Origin of the sequence: Rhizobium sp. SG570 (genome assembly GCF_012275345.1) — a bacterium.
GTDB lineage: Bacteria > Pseudomonadota > Alphaproteobacteria > Rhizobiales > Rhizobiaceae > Rhizobium > Rhizobium lusitanum.
This window is the reverse complement of sequence record NZ_JAAZQI010000008.1, coordinates 271040-288329: the sequence shown is the minus strand read 5'-3', so window position 1 is coordinate 288329 and position 17290 is coordinate 271040. Positions and strand designations below refer to the sequence as shown.

The 17290-nt window shown below is 60.5% G+C and carries 14 protein-coding genes; 13 read left to right on the top strand and 1 reads right to left on the bottom strand.

The genetic code is table 11. The features are described from left to right. Window positions 1–8 precede the first annotated feature (8 nt). The 11 genes from rsmH (at window position 9) to murB (ending at window position 13695) form a co-directional block, all read left to right on the top strand. Entirely contained in the window at window positions 9–1034 is a 1026-nt protein-coding gene (rsmH, locus tag FHT28_RS18315; RefSeq protein WP_047639887.1) for a 16S rRNA (cytosine(1402)-N(4))-methyltransferase RsmH, read from the top strand. Window position 1035: 1 nt separating this feature from the next. Then, window positions 1036–1560, top strand: a complete 525-nt coding sequence (locus FHT28_RS18310; RefSeq protein WP_047639886.1) for a hypothetical protein — start codon at window positions 1036–1038, stop codon at window positions 1558–1560. Continuing rightward, window positions 1560–3314: a penicillin-binding protein 2 gene (locus FHT28_RS18305; protein WP_047639885.1), complete on the top strand. Its 1755-nt coding sequence runs from the start codon at window positions 1560–1562 to the stop codon at window positions 3312–3314. Before FHT28_RS18310 ends, FHT28_RS18305 begins: the two co-directional genes overlap by 1 nt. 65 nt (window positions 3315–3379) lie before the next feature. Then, window positions 3380–4843: a UDP-N-acetylmuramoyl-L-alanyl-D-glutamate--2,6-diaminopimelate ligase gene (locus tag FHT28_RS18300; RefSeq protein WP_168596972.1), complete on the top strand. Its 1464-nt coding sequence runs from the start codon at window positions 3380–3382 to the stop codon at window positions 4841–4843. Then, entirely contained in the window at window positions 4840–6300 is a 1461-nt protein-coding gene (locus tag FHT28_RS18295; protein WP_037202736.1) for a UDP-N-acetylmuramoylalanyl-D-glutamyl-2,6-diaminopimelate--D-alanyl-D-alanine ligase, read from the top strand. Before FHT28_RS18300 ends, FHT28_RS18295 begins: the two co-directional genes overlap by 4 nt. Window positions 6301–6311: 11 nt before the next feature. Then, entirely contained in the window at window positions 6312–7433 is a 1122-nt protein-coding gene (gene mraY / locus FHT28_RS18290) for a phospho-N-acetylmuramoyl-pentapeptide-transferase (protein ID WP_037202734.1), read from the top strand. Window positions 7434–7440: 7 nt separating this feature from the next. After that, window positions 7441–8853 (top strand): UDP-N-acetylmuramoyl-L-alanine--D-glutamate ligase, encoded by a 1413-nt coding sequence (gene murD / locus FHT28_RS18285; protein WP_047639883.1) that lies wholly within the window; start codon window positions 7441–7443, stop codon window positions 8851–8853. A gap of 1 nt (window position 8854) precedes the next feature. Further along, the gene (ftsW, locus tag FHT28_RS18280; protein WP_037202730.1) at window positions 8855–10009 is read left to right on the top strand and encodes a putative lipid II flippase FtsW; all 1155 of its coding nucleotides are present in this window, start codon (window positions 8855–8857) and stop codon (window positions 10007–10009) included. Between the two features lie 178 nt (window positions 10010–10187). Beyond that, window positions 10188–11312, top strand: coding sequence for an undecaprenyldiphospho-muramoylpentapeptide beta-N-acetylglucosaminyltransferase (gene murG, locus FHT28_RS18275; RefSeq protein ID WP_168596971.1), 1125 nt, complete (start codon window positions 10188–10190; stop codon window positions 11310–11312). Next, entirely contained in the window at window positions 11309–12724 is a 1416-nt protein-coding gene (gene murC, locus FHT28_RS18270; protein ID WP_037202727.1) for a UDP-N-acetylmuramate--L-alanine ligase, read from the top strand. The genes murG and murC overlap by 4 nt, the downstream gene beginning before the upstream one ends. Next, window positions 12721–13695, top strand: coding sequence for a UDP-N-acetylmuramate dehydrogenase (murB, locus tag FHT28_RS18265; protein WP_047639882.1), 975 nt, complete (start codon window positions 12721–12723; stop codon window positions 13693–13695). Before murC ends, murB begins: the two co-directional genes overlap by 4 nt. 90 nt (window positions 13696–13785) lie before the next feature. Here the strand turns inward: murB and FHT28_RS18260 are convergent, their stop codons facing one another. Next, window positions 13786–15117, bottom strand: a complete 1332-nt coding sequence (locus FHT28_RS18260) for an MFS transporter (RefSeq protein ID WP_037202724.1) — start codon at window positions 15115–15117, stop codon at window positions 13786–13788. A 256-nt stretch (window positions 15118–15373) separates the two neighbouring features. Here FHT28_RS18260 and aqpZ point away from each other — a divergent pair, with 256 nt between their 5' ends. Both aqpZ and FHT28_RS18250 read left to right on the top strand, forming a co-directional pair. Continuing rightward, on the top strand, window positions 15374–16060 hold the full coding sequence (aqpZ, locus tag FHT28_RS18255; protein WP_047558078.1) for an aquaporin Z: 687 nt from the start codon (window positions 15374–15376) through the stop codon (window positions 16058–16060). Window positions 16061–16360: 300 nt separating this feature from the next. Further along, the gene (locus FHT28_RS18250; protein ID WP_047558077.1) at window positions 16361–17287 is read left to right on the top strand and encodes a D-alanine--D-alanine ligase; all 927 of its coding nucleotides are present in this window, start codon (window positions 16361–16363) and stop codon (window positions 17285–17287) included. The last annotated feature ends 3 nt before the right edge of the window (window positions 17288–17290 follow it).

Here is a 17290-nt window from a genome sequence, read left to right as displayed (position 1 = left end):
GAAACGGAATGGTGGCGAATTCAGGCGGAGGTTTGACTGATGCCGGTGGCGGACCAGTTCGTCACATTCCGGTTCTCCTTTCCGAAGTGCTCGAGGCGCTGGCGCCTGCGCCCGGCAAAGTTATCCTCGATGGAACGTTCGGGGCTGGCGGTTACACCTCGGCCATGCTTGCAGCCGGTGCCGATGTGATCGCGCTCGATCGTGATCCGACGGCGATTGCGGCGGGGCAGGCGATCGTTGAAGCCCATGGGGGGCACCTCAAGCTCATTCAATCGCAATTTTCCCAGCTTGCCGACCATGCACCGGAGGGCGGCCTTGACGGGATCGTGCTCGATATCGGCGTATCCTCCATGCAGATCGACGAGGCCGAGCGCGGCTTTTCCTTCAATAAGAGTGGCCCGCTCGACATGCGCATGTCGGCAAGCGGCGTATCGGCGGCCGACGTCGTCAATCGCGCCAAGCTGGCGGACCTCATTCGCATCTTCGTCTTTCTGGGTGAGGAAAAACAGGCGCCACGCATCGCGCATGCGATTGAGAAGCGGCGTGCCGAAGCTCCCTTCGTGACCACCCGCGATCTGGCCGGCCTGATCGAGATCGTGACGCCGCGAAAGGCCAAGGACAAGATTCATCCCGCTACCCGCGTTTTCCAGGCGCTTCGCATCTTCGTCAACGACGAGCTTGGCGAGTTGGCTCAGGCGCTGTTCGCCGCCGAACGCGCGCTCAAGCCGGGTGGTCGGCTTGTCGTCGTGACCTTCCATTCCCTGGAAGACCGGATCGTCAAGAAATTCTTCGCCGATCGGTCCGGTCGTGCCGTGGGATCGCGCCACATGCCGATCGTGCATGAGCGGCCAGCAACCTTCGAGCCCATCGGCAAATCGATGGTGTCCGCCAGCGATGCGGAGGCGGAGGCCAATCCACGGGCCCGCTCGGCAAAGCTGCGCGCCGGTGTTCGCACCTCTGCACCCGCCGAGGCCGCCGATCTTTCGATCTTCGATCTGCCCAATCTCGCCAGTCTCGGAAAGCTCGGAGGTTGATATGCTGAAGACTTTTGACATCGTGCTGATCGGAGTCATGACGGCAATGGCCAGCGTGACCTATACGATCAAGCACCGAGCCGAGCTGAAGCTGGAAGAGGTTCACCGTCTCGAGTCCGAGATCAAGCTCGAGAAGGATACGATCGAGCTCCTCAAGGCGGACTGGGCACTCGTCTCGCAGCCGAACCGTCTCGAACGTCTCGTCAACAACTACAGCAACGAGCTTCAGCTGCAGCCGACCCTCTCCACGGCCATCGTTCAGCCGAACGAGTTGCCGATGCTGCGCTCGCAGGTTCCGCCGCCGATAGTTGCGGATGCGAAAGACAGCACGAAGAGCGGCAAGGGAACCGGCTCCAAGGGCAATGTCGCTTCGGCCTCGAAGAACGGCGATACGACCGATGCCGAGATCAGGAAGGCCATCGCCGATGTGGCGGCCGCTCCGGCGCCACGGCCCAAGTCGCCGGCTTTGGCCAGGCGCAAAAAACCTGAAGTCGACAACATCGCAACGGGATCGGTGGACGAATAATGTCTTTTCTTTCTCGCATCATGGTCTTGAAGAGCAAGGCGCACTTCTCCACCGACGGGAACAACCGCCCGAGCGACAGCTTCTCCCGTTCGACCTTCGAAGGGGCTCGCAAGCGTAAATCCAATCAAGCCAAAAGCCGCGTCGTTCTGCTGGTGACGAGCTTCATTGCCGTCTATTGCGTGATCGGCGGCCGTCTTGCCCAGTTCGCCATGACGCCGCCGGACACCACGTCGAGCATCCTGCCGCCGGATCGCCTGATGGCCTCGCGCCCGGATATCGTCGACCGCAACGGCGCCCTGCTTGCCACCGACATCCGTACCGTCTCGCTGTTTGCCGAGCCGAACAAGATCATCGATCCCGATGAGGCCGTCGAGGAATTGCGCACGGTCCTGCCGGATCTGGATACCAAGGGTACATACAAGAAGCTCGCCGCCAAGACCTCGCATTTTGCGTGGCTGCGCCGCCAGCTCACGCCGAAGCAACAGAGCCAGATTTTGGCGCTCGGCATTCCCGGCATCGGCTTCCGCCCCGAGAAGCGCCGCTTCTATCCGGGCGGCTCGACCGCCGCCCATATCCTCGGCTACGTCAATATCGACAACCGCGGCGTTGCCGGCATGGAGAAATATATCGACGACCAGGGTCTTGCCGACCTTGCCGCCGCCGGCATGACCAACGACCAGCCTCTGCAGCCGGTGAAGCTTTCGATCGACCTGCGTGTGCAGGGCATCGTCCGTGATGCGGTCGTCAACGCGGTCAAGAATTTTCAGGCGAAGGGCGCGGGCGCTGCCGTGATCGACATCCACACGGGCGAAGTGCTGGGCATGGCCTCGGCTCCCGACTTCGATCCGAACTATCCGAACGAAGGCGCGACCGAAGGATGGCTCAATCGCATGACGAACGGCACGTTCGAAATGGGATCGACCTTCAAGACCTTCACCATGGCGATGGCGCTCGATTCCGGCAAGGTGACGTTGCGTGATGCCTTCGACGCCACCAATCCGATCCGGATCGGCGGTTTCATCATCCATGACTTCCATGGTCAGCATCGCGTACTGACCGTTCCGGAAATTTTCCAGTATTCCTCGAACATTGGCACGGCGAAGATCGCCGATCTTGTCGGCATAGACCCGCACAAGGAATTCCTGACCCGCTTGGGTCTGCTCAACAAGATGGACACCGAACTGCCGGAAGTGAAGGCGCCGAGCCAGCCTCGCGTCTGGAAGAAGATCAACTCGATCACCATTTCCTTCGGCCACGGTGTCTCGACCACGCCGCTGCAGACAGCGGTTGCCGCGTCAGCCCTCGTCAACGGTGGCAAGCTGATCGAGCCGACCTTCCTGCCGCGCACGCGTGACCAGGCCGATGCCATTGCCAAGATGGTCGTCAAGAAGAGCACCAGCGACGACATCCGTTTCCTGCTTGAATTCAACGGCACCAGGGGCTCCGGTCGCAACGCTCGCGTTCCCGGTTATAACGTCGGCAGCAAGACCGGCACAGCCGACAAGGTTGTTAACGGCCGCTATTCGAATACGTTGAATTTCAACAGCTTCCTGGCGGCGTTCCCGATCGATAATCCGCAATACATGGTCATGACCTTCATCGATGAGCCGAAGAGCGGTGAGCGCGGCGGCGGCACGATCTCGGCCTTTACGGCATTGCCGATCGCTCGCGACATCATCGCCAGGGCGGCGCCTATCCTTGGGGTGCAACCCAGCTTCGGAAAAGATAACTCGGCCTTGCTGGCGTCTTATTAAGCGTGAAAGAATACACGGGTCGATTCGCGAGAGGGCGGACCGATCAAAAATGAAAAGTATATTCGATGAACTTGCGAGATATCGCCGGAAATGCGTTTCCGGAACTCAACGGACAAATCGGCGGGACACTTGGCGATCTTGAGATAACAGGCCTTTCCGCCGATAGCCGTAAGGTCGTACCAGGCATGGCTTTCGTAGCTGTCGCCGGCACAAAGGCGGATGGAACAAGTTTCATCGCCGATGCCGTTTCGCGTGGCGCGTCCGTCGTTGTCGCCGGCCACGGCGACGCCGTCGCCGGCGTGCCGCTGCTGACCGTTTCCGAACCTCGCCGCTTTCTTTCCGTCGCCGCTTCACGTTTTTACGGCAAACAGCCTGAGACGATGGTCGCCGTGACAGGTACCGCCGGCAAGACATCGGTTGCCTCCTTCACGCGCCAGATCTGGGCTCATGCCGGCCATCCGGCAGCCATGATCGGCACCACTGGCGTGATATCGCCGACGCGCAACGACTACGGCTCGCTGACGACACCGGACCCGGTGTCGCTGCACCAGTTGCTCACAGAGCTTGCCGACGAGGGGGTAACGCATGCGGCCATGGAGGCTTCCAGCCATGGCCTCGATCAGTTCCGTCTCGACGGCGTCAGGCTTGCCGCCGCCGCCTTCACCAATCTCGGTCGCGATCACATGGATTACCATCCGACGGTCGAAGACTATATGGCCGCCAAGATGCGGCTGTTCAGGGACCTGCTTCCGAAGGGTTCGCCGGCCGTGATCTTTGCCGACGATGCATGGTCGGCCCAGGCAATATCCGCCGCACGCGATGCCGGGCAGGATGTGCGCACGGTCGGGCGCAAGGGTGATTTCCTGGTGTTGAAGCGCGTCGAGCATTTCCGTCACAAGCAGACCGCCGAAGTTCATTTCGGCGACGATATTTTCGAGATTCATATTCCGCTGGCCGGTGATTTCCAGGTCGCCAATGCGTTGGTGGCTGCCGGCCTTGCCATCTCCACCGGCGTCGCCGCTCCCGTCGCCATGGCGGCGCTGGAGAAGCTCGTCGGCGCATCGGGCCGTCTGGAACTCGTCGGCCATACGCGTGACGGCGCGCTCGCTTATGTCGATTACGCTCACAAGCCGGATGCGTTGGAAAACGTCCTCAATTCGGTGCGCCCGTTCACGACAGGCCGCGTCATCGTCGTCTTCGGTTGTGGCGGCGACCGTGATCGCGGCAAGCGGCCGATCATGGGCGAAATCGCCTGCCGTCTCGCCGATATCGTTGTCGTCACTGACGACAATCCGCGTTCGGAAGACCCGGCGACCATTCGTGCAGAGATCATTGCGGCGGCTGGCTGCGCCAGCGAGATCGGCGATCGCGCCGAAGCCATCCGCAAGGCGGTCGGCATGCTGAAATCCGGTGACACGCTGATCGTTGCCGGCAAGGGGCATGAGGAAGGTCAGACGATCGGCAGCGTCACGCTGCCCTTTTCCGATCACGCCGAACTGCGAAAAGCACTGGAGGATTTGAAACCTTGAACTGGCTTTGGACAACTGAGGATATGATTGCCGCAATCTCTGGCCGCTTCGTCGGAGCGCTGCCCGAAGGCATTACGGGCATTTCCATCGACAGTCGTTCCATCAAGCCGGGCGAGGCTTTTTTCGCCATCAAGGGTGATCGCGTCGATGGTCATGATTTTGCTAACCAGGCTATGGCGAACGGTGCGGCATTCATCGTGATCAGCGAGGCACGGCTGCCGGCAATGGGCAGGCTGACCGTGCCGAAGGTCGTCGTGGATGACGTATTGGCAGCGCTCGCCCGCCTGGGTGTCGCCGCACGCCAGCGGACGCAGGCCAAGATCATTGCCGTTACCGGCTCGGTCGGCAAGACCACAACGAAGGAAATGCTGCGTCGCGCGCTCGCTCCATCGGGCAAGGTGCATGCTTCCGTCGCCTCCTTCAACAATCACTGGGGCGTACCGCTTACCTTGGCGCGCATGCCCGAAGACACCGATTTCGGCGTCTTTGAAATCGGCATGAACCATCCCGAGGAGATCAGGCCGCTCGTCAAGATGGTGCAGCCGGATGTCGCGATCATCACCACGATCGCACCGGCGCATCTCGGCAATTTCAACAGCATCACGGAAATAGCCGCCGCGAAGGCGGAGATTTTCGACGGTGTCGTGCCGGGCGGTCACGCCATCCTCAATCACGACAACGATCAGTTCGAGATGCTGGAACAGGCTGCTTTAGCAGCCGGTATCGAACATGTGCACAGCTTCGGCCAGCATGCCAAGGCCGACGTGCGTCTCGCCGAATTCAATGCCTCGGAAGAGAATTCGACGCTATGGCTGACGATCGGCGGTGAGACCATGGAAGTGGCGATCGGCGCGCCGGGCCGTCACATCGCGGAAAACGCGCTCGCCGTGCTCGGCGCCGTCATGCTCGTCGAGGCAGATCTCGACAAGGCTGTCGAAGCGCTGGCGGACTTGCGGCCGGAAAAGGGCAGGGGACAACGCCACAAGCGCGCGATCGGCAGCGGCTACTTCACGCTGATCGATGAAAGCTACAATGCCAATCCCGCATCCATGCGCGCGGCTATCGCGCTGCTGGCGACGACGTCGCCGAATGCGGGTGCCGGCAGTCGGACGGGCAGGCGAATCGCCGTCCTAGGCGATATGTTGGAAATGGGGGATTACGCCCAGCGAGTGCATGCAAACCTTGCCGGGCCGCTCTTGGCGGCCGGTATCGAGCATGTCTGGCTGGCGGGTCCGGAGATGGCGGCTTTGAGGGATGAGCTGCCGGAAAGTGTTCATGTCGAATATCGTGAGACGACGGAGGAACTCTCGGAATTCGCGCTCAATTCTGTCGCCCCCGGTGACGTCTTGATGGTGAAATCATCGCTGGGCATGGGGTTTGGAAAGATCGTGGCAGGCTTGCTTGACAAGTTTCCCGCATTTTCCGACACGGGCACCCACGCCCATCAGGGGCTTTAGAAAGGGCTCTTATGCTGATCTGGCTAGCCGAACTGTCGGACCACGTTCATTTTTTTAGTACACATTTCAGATTTCTCAATCTGTTCAGATACATCACGTTCCGTACCGGTGGCGCCCTCTTTACGTCCGCGTTTATCGTTTTCCTTTTCGGGCCGCGAATCATCTCCTCCCTGCGCGTGCGTCAGGGCAAGGGGCAGCCGATTCGCGCCGATGGTCCCCAGACGCACTTCAAGAAGGCCGGCACGCCGACGATGGGCGGATTGATGATCCTTGCCGGTATTGTCGTATCGTCTCTGCTGTGGGCTGATCTTGCCAACGTCTATGTGGTCGCCACGCTGCTTGTCACGCTCGGGTTCGGCGCGATCGGCTTCTATGACGACTATCTCAAGGTGACGAAGCAGAGCGACAAGGGTTTCTCCGGTCGCGCCCGCCTGGGCATCGAATTCGTCATTGCAGGCATTGCCGTGTATTTCATGATGACCACGGCACTGTCCTCCGGTCCCGCCGGCTCGACCTTTGGTTCGTCGATCGCTTTTCCCTTCTTCAAGAGCTTGCTGCTCAATCTCGGCATGTTTTTTGTGTTTTTCGGGGCTTTCGTCATCGTTGCCGCCGGTAATGCCGTGAACCTGACCGACGGACTTGACGGGCTTGCAATCGTACCGGTCATGATCGCGGCGGCTTCCTTCGGTGTCATCGCCTATCTCGCCGGCAACTTCGTCTTTGCTGACTACCTCGCCATCAATTTCGTGCCGGGTACGGGCGAGCTGGCGGTGGTTCTCGGCGCAGTCATCGGCGCCGGCCTTGGCTTTCTGTGGTTCAACGCGCCGCCGGCGGCCATCTTCATGGGCGATACCGGCTCGCTGGCGCTGGGCGGCATGATCGGTTCGGTTGCCGTCGCCACCAAGCATGAGATCGTCATGGCGATCATCGGCGGTCTTTTCGTCGTCGAGGCGCTTTCCGTCATCATCCAGGTCGGCTTCTTCAAGATGACCAAGCGCCGCGTCTTCCTAATGGCACCGATCCACCATCACTTCGAAAAGAAGGGCTGGACGGAAAGCCAGGTGGTGGTTCGCTTCTGGATCGTCGCGGTCATTCTGGCGATGGTCGGCCTCTCCACCCTGAAGCTGCGGTGAGGCATCGATGATCCCCGTCACCACGCTGAAAGGAAAAAAGGTCGCCCTGTTCGGCCTCGGCGGCTCGGGCTTTGCGACGGCGCGTGCGCTTGTTGCCGGCGGTGCCGAGGTCACGGCCTGGGACGACAATCCGGACAGCGTGGCTACAGCGGCCGCGGAAGGAATAGCGGTCGCCGATCTCAGGACGATCGACTGGAACGGGCTATCGGTCTTCGTTCTGTCGCCCGGCGTGCCGCTGACACATCCCAAGCCGCACTGGACAGTTGATCTTGCGCATGCCGCAGGCGTCGAGATCATCGGCGATGTCGAGCTGTTCGTCCGCGAGCGCCGGGCGCACGCGCCGGATTGCCCGTTCATCGCCATCACCGGAACCAACGGCAAATCGACGACGACGGCGCTGATCGCCCATATCCTGCAGTCGAGCGGTCGCGACACGCAGCTTGGCGGCAACATCGGCACGGCCATCCTCACGCTCGATCCGCCGAAGGCCGGGCGCTATTACGTCGTCGAATGCTCGTCCTACCAGATCGATCTTGCACCGACGCTCAATCCCTCGGCCGGCATTCTGCTGAACCTGACGCCCGACCATCTCGATCGGCACGGCACGATGCAGCACTATGCCGATATCAAGGAGCGGCTCGTCGCCGGAAGCGGCGTGGCCGTCGTTGGCGTCGATGACAGTCATTCTTCATTGATCGCCGATCGTATCGAGCGGGCCGGCGGCAAGGTGACGCGGATTTCACGCCGGCACGTGCTTGCTGACGGCCTTTATGCCGAAGGCAGCCGCATCATGCAGGCATCTGTCGGTGCGACGAGAGAGATCGCTGATCTCGATGGCATCCAGACATTGCGTGGCGGCCATAACGCGCAGAACGCTGCAGCGGCTATCGCCGCATGCCTGGCGGTCGGCGTTTCTCCCGATGAGATCCGCGCCGGGCTGAAATCCTTTCCTGGCCTCAAGCATCGCATGCAGCCGGTCGGACGGCGCGGCCGGGTCGTGTTCGTCAACGACTCCAAGGCGACCAATGCGGATGCCGCGGCGCCGGCGCTTTCGAGCTATGAGAATATCTATTGGATCGCCGGCGGCCTGCCGAAAGAGGGCGGGATCACGACCCTGGCGCCGCTCTTTCCGCGTATTGCGAAAGCCTATCTGATCGGAGAGGCGGCGCCCGCCTTTGCGGCGACGCTCGGCGAACAGGTGCCCTACGAGATATCGGGCACGCTGGAACGCGCTGTCGCGCACGCGGCCGCCGATGCGGACAGGGATGAACATGAGTCCGCAGCGGTGATGCTGTCACCGGCCTGCGCAAGCTTCGATCAATACAAGAATTTCGAGGTCAGGGGTGACGCCTTCGTCAGTCATGTGGCTGCGATCGAGGGTGTCACCATGCTGATCGGTTCAGCAACAGGAGGCATATGATATGGTAAGCCGCGTTGAGCGTGGGGCCTTGGCCGAATGGTTCTGGACCATCGACCGTGTGTTCCTGGCATTATTCATCCTGCTGATCGGTATCGGCTTCATGCTTTCCTTCGCGGCCTCGCCGGCGGTGGCGGAGCGCATCGGGCTTGAGCCCTTCCACTTCGTCAAACGCCACGCCTTGTTCCTCGTTCCGGCAATCGCGGCGATGATCGGCATTTCCTTCATGACGCCGCGGCAGGTGCGGCGCACGGCGGTCATCCTGCTGGTCGTCTCGCTGGCAATGATGCTTTTTGCCCTGTTCTTCGGCATCGAAGTCAAGGGGTCGCGACGCTGGGTCAACATCGCGGCGCTGTCGATCCAGCCGTCGGAATTCATGAAGCCTGCTTTCGTTGTCGTCTGCGCCTGGCTGTTTGCCGAGCATGCGCGCCAGCCGGAAATTCCGGGTAATCTCTTCGCCATCATTCTCTTCGGCATCGTCGCTGCGCTGCTCGTCGCGCAGCCGGACCTTGGTCAGACGATCCTGACGACAGCCGTCTGGGGCGGCATGTTCTTCATGGCCGGCATGCCCTGGCTCTGGATTTCGGTGCTCGGCGGGCTTGGCGCCGGCGGGTTCGTCGCCGCTTATTACGTCTTTCCCCACGTGGCGCTCCGCGTCGATAAATTCATGACCGGCGAGGGTGATACGTTCCAGGTCGATACCGCCAAGGAAGCGATCGTTCACGGCAACTGGTTCGGTGTCGGCCCGGGTGAAGGCATCGTCAAGCGCATCATCCCCGACGCCCACACCGACTTCATCTTCTCGGTGGCCGCCGAAGAGTTCGGTGTCATCTTCTGCATGGTGCTCGTCTGCATCTTCGCGTTCCTGGTACTGCGGGGTCTGTCCCATGCCTACAAGGAAAAGAACGACTTCAATCGCTTCGCAGTTGCCGGCCTGGTGCTGCAGATCGGTATCCAGTCGATCATCAATATCGGCGTCAACCTGCAGCTGCTGCCGGCCAAGGGCATGACCTTGCCGCTGATTTCCTATGGTGGTTCATCGATGACCGCGATCTGCGTGACCGCAGGCTTCATTCTGGCGCTGACGCGTCACCGCCCGGAAAAGCGGGCGCAGGATCGCAGCCAGTTCCGCGTGACGCATGGATTGCCGGCGGAGTGACTGTCTTGAACTTGCCTGTGCTCCAGCCCCGACATCTCTCTCTTGCTCATTCTCCGGTCGCTTTTCCAGAGGCGGCCGTCTATGAGGGAGGCTTGGCCCGCGTTGATGACGCGGTCGAGGCGGCTTCCTATATTAGGGATATGCCCCGAGTAGTGGGGTATTCGCGGGAGCGAAGATTATGAGTAAAGGTACTATCCTTCTTGCCGCCGGCGGAACCGGCGGTCACGTATTTCCGGCCGAGGCGCTGGCCTATAAGCTGAAGGAGCGCGGCTATTCCGTGCACCTCGTCACCGACAGCCGCGCCGAACGCTATGCCGGCAAGTTTCCTGCCGATGAGATCCATGTCGTGCCCTCGGCGACGATCGGCTCCAAGAATCCCTTGAAGGTTGCCGGCGCCTTATTGACGCTGTGGACGGGCATGCGCGCGGCGCGCAAGCTGATCAATAGAATCAAGCCGCTCTGCGTCGTCGGCTTCGGCGGCTACCCGACCGTTCCGCCGCTGCTGGCCGCCACCCGCATGGGTGTGCCGTCGATGATCCATGAACAGAATGCGGTCATGGGGCGTGCCAACAAGATGCTTGCGACGCGGGTACGCGCGATCGCGGGCGGTTTCCTGGTGGAAGATGGCGGCGCCTTTTCGGAAAAGACGGTGACGACCGGCAACCCGGTGCGCCCGGCCGTCATCGAGGCTGCCAAGCGGCCCTATGTGCCTTCTGTACCGGATGATCCTTTCAACCTGGTCGTCTTCGGCGGCAGTCAGGGCGCTCAGTATTTCTCAAAGGCGGTGCCAACGGCCATCAGCCTGCTGGAAGAGCCGCTGCGCAAGCGCCTGCGGATTACACAGCAGGTGCGACCCGAGGATATGGAGACGGTCAACAGCTGCACCAGAAGGCTGGAGATGGGCGCGGATATAGCGCCGTTCTTCACCGACATGGCCGAGCGTATCGGTGCGGCGCATCTGGTTCTGTGCCGTTCCGGGGCTTCGACGGTATCCGAGCTCGCCGTCATCGGCCGCCCGGCGATCCTCGTGCCCTATCCGCATGCGCTGGATCATGATCAGGCCGCCAATGCGGCAGCGCTTGCGGCAACCGGCGGCGTCAAGGTCATCGCGCAATCCGAGCTTACGCCGGAGAAGCTTTCGACCATTCTGCGCGGTTCGATGACGATGCCGGAGAAGCTCGCAAAGATGGCGGCTGCCGCCAAACAGGCAGGCAAGCCGGATGCGGCAAACTTGCTCGCCGACATAGTTGAGGCTATTGCCGGGGGACGTTCAATTCAGCAATTCAAGGGGGCAGGCGCATGAAGCTGCCGAAGGCAATCGGCCTTGTACATTTTATCGGGATCGGCGGTATCGGCATGAGCGGCATTGCCGAGGTGTTGCATAACCTCGGTCATCGCGTGCAGGGGTCCGATCAATCGGAAAGCGCCAACGTGCAGCGGCTGCGCGACAAGGGCATCCCGGTCCATATCGGTCACAAGGCGGAAAACCTCGGCGATGCCGAAGTCGTTGTTGTCTCCACTGCCATCAAGAAGAGCAATCCGGAACTCGTTGCCGCGCGCGAAAAGCTGTTGCCGGTGGTGCGCCGTGCCGAGATGCTTGCCGAGCTGATGCGTTTCCGCAATGCCATCGCCATCGGCGGCACGCATGGCAAGACCACGACCACGTCGCTGGTGGCAACGCTGCTCGAAGCCGGCGGGCTCGATCCGACCGTGATCAACGGCGGCATCATCAATGCCTACGGCACCAATGCGCGCATGGGCGAGGGCGAATGGATGGTGGTCGAAGCCGACGAATCGGACGGCACCTTCCTGAAGTTGCCGGCCGACGTCGCTGTGGTCACCAATATCGACCCGGAGCATCTTGACCACTACGGCAATTTCGATGCCGTCCGCGCCGCCTTCCGGCAGTTCGTCGAGAACGTGCCGTTCTACGGCTTCGGCGTCATGTGCATCGACCATCCGGAAGTCCAGTCCCTGGTCGGTCGCATCGAGGACCGCAAGATCATCACCTATGGCGAGAACCCGCAGGCTGATGTGCGCTTTGCAAATGTCCGCATCGACGGCACGCGGTCGCTGTTCGACGTCGAAATCCGCAGGCGCCGCACCGGCAAGGTGATCCACATCAAGGATCTCGTGATGCCGATGCCCGGTCGGCACAATATTTCCAATGCGACGGCGGCGGTTGCCGTCGCTAACCGGCTCGGCATCTCCAGCGAGGCGATCGCCAAGGGGCTGGCGTCTTTCGGCGGCGTCAAGCGCCGCTTCACGCTGACAGGTGAATGGAACGGGATCAAGGTCTTCGACGATTACGGCCATCACCCTGTCGAAATCAAGGCGGTGCTGAAGGCCGCGCGCGAAGCCTGCAATGGCCGTGTCATCGCTGTCCACCAGCCACACCGCTATACGCGTCTGTCGAGCCTCTTCGAGGAATTCGCCGCCTGCTTCAACGATGCCGACAGCATTTTCCTGGCACCCGTCTACGCCGCCGGCGAGGATCCGATCGAAGGCGTAGATTCGCAGACGCTGGTTTCGCGCATCAAGGCTGGTGGCCATCGCGACGCGCGCTATCTGCCATCGCAGGAAGATCTTGCCGCCATGGTTGCGGAGATTGCGCGACCGGGTGATTTTGTGGTTTTGTTGGGGGCTGGCAGCATTACGTATTGGGCAGCATCATTGCCAAAGGAATTGGAAGGCCTCTCGGGTAAGTCCGCATGAAACAGGTAAATGGGGAAAAGCTTCTGGCGTCGCTCGGCGACGGTGTAAAGGACATCAGGGGTCGGTTGACGCCGGATGCGCCGATGGATCGTGTGACGTGGTTTCGCGCCGGCGGGTTGGCGGAGCTGATGTTCCAGCCGCACGACACGGACGATCTCATTGCGTTCCTGAAGATCCTGCCGGAAGAAGTGCCGCTGACGGTGGTTGGCGTGGGTTCGAACATATTGGTGCGCGATGGCGGCATCCCGGGCATTGTCCTGCGGCTTTCGGCCAAGGGCTTCGGCTCTGTCGAACTCCAGGGCGATAACCGCATCCTGGCGGGCGCCGCATGCCCGGACAAGCACGTCGCGGCCATGGCGATGGACAACAGCATTGGCGGTTTCCATTTCTACTACGGCATACCGGGCACTATCGGCGGCGCGGCGCGTATGAATGCCGGCGCTAACGGCGTCGAGACACGCGAACGCGTCGTCCAGGTGCACGCGGTCGACCGCAAGGGCGAGAAGCATGTGCTGACCAATGCCGAGATGGGCTATAGCTATCGACATTCCGACGCTTCGGAAGATCTGATCTTCACCCATGTTCTGTTTGAGGGCTATCCCGAGGACAAGGCCAAGATCCGCGCAGAGATGGATGCCGTGCGGGCGCATCGCGAAACCGTGCAGCCGATTCGGGAGAAGACCGGCGGGTCGACCTTCAAGAATCCGGATGGTTTTTCCGCCTGGAAATTGATTGATGAGGCCGGTTGCCGCGGTCTTGTCATCGGCGGCGCGCAAATGTCGTCGCTGCACTGCAATTTCATGATCAACATGGAGCAGGCAACCGGTTACGATCTCGAATATCTGGGCGAGCAGGTTCGCCGCGAGGTTTTCGAGAAGTCCGGCGTCAAGCTGGAATGGGAAATCAAGCGCCTCGGCAGCTTCATGCCCGGCCGGGAAGTTCGTCCGTTCCAGGGCGTCACGACGGAGTAGGGTATTCTCATCCGTCTGTAGCTCACAAATTGATTCAACTGAAAAGGCCGGGTTTTCACCCGGCCTTTTCAATTGGTTATCGCAATATTCTCAGATTTCGTCGTTGCCCGACAGGACGATGCCGATCAGCGAGAGCGCTGCCGCGGCCGTCAAGTAGTAGCCGACGTAGACCAAGCCGTAGTTCGTTGCGAGCCAGGTGGCGATATAGGGAGCGAGCGATGCACCGACGATGCCGCCGAGATTGAAGGTCATCGAGGCACCGGTATAACGCACGGCGGTCGGGAAGGGGGCAGCCAATGCCGCTCCGATCGGACCGTAGGTGAAGCCCATCAGCGCCAGGCCGATGATCGAGCAGGCGAAGGCGCCCGCAAGGCCGGCGGTCAGCAGCGATGAATAGAACAGGCCGAAGATCAAGATGCCGATGGTCGTGAGCACCAGAACCAGCCTGCGCGAATAGCGGTCCGAGAGCAGGCCGGAGATCGGAATCATCAGGCCGAAGAAGACGACGCCAACGAGCTGAACGACGAGGAACTGGCCTTGCGAATAGCCGAGACCTGCCGGCAGCGGCCCGGTGCCCGCCGGTCTGGTGCCCCAGCTCAAGGTAAATGCCGTCATCAGATAGAACAGCACGAAGGTCGCGACCGCGATGATCGTGCCGAGAAAGAGGCTGCGGAGGTGCGAGCGGAAGATGACAGCGATCGGAACGGAAACGCGCTCTTCCTTTTCGATGGCGCGGCGGAATTCCGGTGTTTCGGTGATTTTCAGTCGGACATAGAGGCCGACTGCCACCAATACGAGGCTGATCAGGAAGGGGATACGCCAGCCATGGCTCAGGAAGTCGGCATCCGTCATGCTTTCGCGGAGGGTCAGGAAGAGACCTGCGGAAAGGATGAAGCCGATGGGGGCGCCGAGCTGTGGGAACATCGCGTACCAGCTGCGCTTGCCTTCCGGCGCGTTCTCTGTGGCGAGCAACACCGCGCCGCCCCATTCGCCCCCGAGACCAAGGCCTTGGCCAAGACGGCAAAGTGCCAGCAGGAGCGGAGCCGCAACGCCGATTGATTCATAGGTCGGAAGCAGACCGATCACTACGGTCGAGAGGCCCATGGTCATCAATGCCGCGACGAGCGTCGCCTTTCGGCCGATTCGGTCACCAAAGTGGCCGAAGATCATCGCGCCAATCGGGCGCGCGAAGAAGGCGATGGAGAAGGTCGCGAAGGATTGCAGCGTCGCCGAGGTCGGATCGCTTGCAGGGAAAAACAGCTTCGGGAAGACGATAACCGCCGCCGTTGCATAGACGTAGAAATCGAAGAATTCGATCGTTGTGCCGATGAGGCTCGCGATCAGAACACGTGCCGGGGAATTCGCAACAGCATTGTTCGATGACGAGGGGGTCGGCGATAAAGGAGTTATCGCGTCAGTCATGGTCCCACCATTTTAGATGACGCTAAGGTTACCTTAGCGAGTAAAAGGTCTCCTTAGCGTAATTTTTATTCGACGCAAACGCTAAATGAACAAGAAATCACCGGTTGCATGCTATTGTTTAACCGTAATGGTTGATTCGCGAGCAACTAAGCGAATGTTTGCCACTGAGTGGGCGTGTCTTCGGCGAGTCCTTCCCGAGATCTTTTTCTAAAAATGGCTGACTTTCGCTTCGGTTGCGGGCACAGGAGAAGGGTTAATGCAGAAAAAACTCATTGCTGAGTTTCTTGGGACGTTCTGGCTCGTATTCGGCGGCTGCGGCAGTGCAATCTTCGCCGCGGCATTTCCGAGCCTCGGTATCGGTTTTCTAGGTGTTGCTTTTGCGTTTGGTTTGACGGTGCTGACCATGGCCTATGCGGTCGGCGGTATCTCGGGCGGCCATTTCAACCCAGCCGTTTCGGTTGGTCTGACGGTTGCGGGTCGTTTCCCCGCCGGGCAGCTCATTCCTTATATAGTCGCGCAGGTTGTCGGCGCGGTCGTGGCGGCGGCCGTGCTCTATCTGATTGCGAGCGGCAAGGCCGACTTCCAGCTCGGCGGCTTTGCGGCAAACGGCTACGGAGAACATTCGCCGGGTGGCTACCCCCTGCTATCGGCACTGGTCGCCGAGATCGTGTTGACCTTGTTCTTCCTGGTTGTGATTCTCGGTTCGACGAGCAGCAAGGTGCCGGCCGGCTTCGCGCCGATCGCGATCGGCCTTTCGCTGACGCTGATCCACCTCATTTCGATCCCGATCACCAATACCTCGGTCAATCCGGCCCGTTCGACAGGTCAGGCCCTGTTCGTCGGCGGTTGGGCGTTGCAGCAGCTTTGGCTGTTCTGGGTGGCGCCGATCGTGGGTGGCGCGTTAGGGGGACTCGTCTGGAAATTGGTCGACGACAACGAATGAGATCAGCGTCGGTTTAAGATTTTCAGGCCCGCATCGGACCCCTCGATGCGGGCCTCTTTGTTTAAAAAAATCTAAATGTCGACATTCAAAAGTAGCAACTCTCTGATTCCAATGGCAGAATTCTTTAGACCGATTTGATTCGAGAAAACCGGCCATCGGCAGGGCGACCGAAAGTTAACGAAAGTAAACGCTTCATTAACCTTAATGTCGTTCTAATCGGACCATGGAAAGCGGGGCGAGAATCGCTGTAGGCGAGGTCGAGCGAACGCAGAGAAGAGACTGTAAACACTGGGGGTATTGATGGGTGGCAAGCATGTGGCTGTCCTTTTGGGCGGATTTTCCTCGGAAAGGCCGGTCAGCCTTTCCTCGGGAAAGGCATGCGCTGATGCCCTCGAAGCCGAAGGATTTGAGGTTACCCGCATCGACGTGGATCGCGACGTCGCCAGCCGCCTGGCCGAAATGAAGCCCGACGTGGTCTTCAACGCGCTGCACGGTCCTTTCGGTGAGGACGGCACCATTCAGGGTATTCTTGAATATCTGCAGATCCCCTACACGCATTCCGGGGTGCTCGCCTCCGCTCTCGCGATGGACAAATCCCGCGCAAAGACGGTTGCCGCAGCGGCCGGCATTCCCGTTGCCAGTTCGATCGTCATGGATCGCTTCGGCATTGTCGGCGAGCATCCGATGAAGCCGCCCTATGTCGTCAAGCCTGTGCGCGAAGGGTCAAGCTTCGGCGTCGTCATCGTCAAGGAGGATCAGGCGCATCCGCCGCAGATCATCACGTCTTCGGAGTGGCGCTATGGCGATGAAGTGCTGGTCGAACGTTATATTCCGGGTCGCGAACTGACGTGCGGGGTGATGGGCGACAAGGTTCTCGGCGTCACCGAGATCGTGCCGCTGGGTCACAGTTTCTATGATTATGACGCCAAGTACGCCCATGGTGGATCAAAACATGTGCTTCCGGCGGAAATTTCACCAAATCTTTACCAAAACATACAAACATTATCGTTAAGGGCGCATGAAGCTATCGGCTGCCGTGGCGTCAGTCGGTCTGACTTCCGTTTTGACGATCGCTTTTCCGAAGAGGGTGAACTTGTTTGGCTGGAGATCAATACTCAGCCGGGCATGACGCCTACCTCATTGGTGCCCGAAATGGCCGCTCACGCCGGCTACGCTTTTGGTGAATTTCTCCGGTGGATGGTGGAGGACGCGTCTTGTTTGCGCTGACGG

What these genes read in the sequence shown, in the direction of transcription:
- rsmH (WP_047639887.1), top strand. Translation starts at nt 9, where the DNA reads ATGGTGGCGAATTCAGGCGGAGGTTTGACTGATGCCGGTGGCGGACCA.
- FHT28_RS18310 (WP_047639886.1), top strand. Translation starts at nt 1,036, where the DNA reads ATGCTGAAGACTTTTGACATCGTGCTGATCGGAGTCATGACGGCAATG.
- FHT28_RS18305 (WP_047639885.1), top strand. Translation starts at nt 1,560, where the DNA reads ATGTCTTTTCTTTCTCGCATCATGGTCTTGAAGAGCAAGGCGCACTTC.
- FHT28_RS18300 (WP_168596972.1), top strand. Translation starts at nt 3,380, where the DNA reads ATGAACTTGCGAGATATCGCCGGAAATGCGTTTCCGGAACTCAACGGA.
- mraY (WP_037202734.1), top strand. Translation starts at nt 6,312, where the DNA reads ATGCTGATCTGGCTAGCCGAACTGTCGGACCACGTTCATTTTTTTAGT.
- murD (WP_047639883.1), top strand. Translation starts at nt 7,441, where the DNA reads ATGATCCCCGTCACCACGCTGAAAGGAAAAAAGGTCGCCCTGTTCGGC.
- ftsW (WP_037202730.1), top strand. Translation starts at nt 8,855, where the DNA reads ATGGTAAGCCGCGTTGAGCGTGGGGCCTTGGCCGAATGGTTCTGGACC.
- murG (WP_168596971.1), top strand. Translation starts at nt 10,188, where the DNA reads ATGAGTAAAGGTACTATCCTTCTTGCCGCCGGCGGAACCGGCGGTCAC.
- murC (WP_037202727.1), top strand. Translation starts at nt 11,309, where the DNA reads ATGAAGCTGCCGAAGGCAATCGGCCTTGTACATTTTATCGGGATCGGC.
- murB (WP_047639882.1), top strand. Translation starts at nt 12,721, where the DNA reads ATGAAACAGGTAAATGGGGAAAAGCTTCTGGCGTCGCTCGGCGACGGT.
- FHT28_RS18260 (WP_037202724.1), bottom strand. Translation starts at nt 15,117, where the DNA reads ATGACTGACGCGATAACTCCTTTATCGCCGACCCCCTCGTCATCGAAC.
- aqpZ (WP_047558078.1), top strand. Translation starts at nt 15,374, where the DNA reads ATGCAGAAAAAACTCATTGCTGAGTTTCTTGGGACGTTCTGGCTCGTA.
- FHT28_RS18250 (WP_047558077.1), top strand. Translation starts at nt 16,361, where the DNA reads ATGGGTGGCAAGCATGTGGCTGTCCTTTTGGGCGGATTTTCCTCGGAA.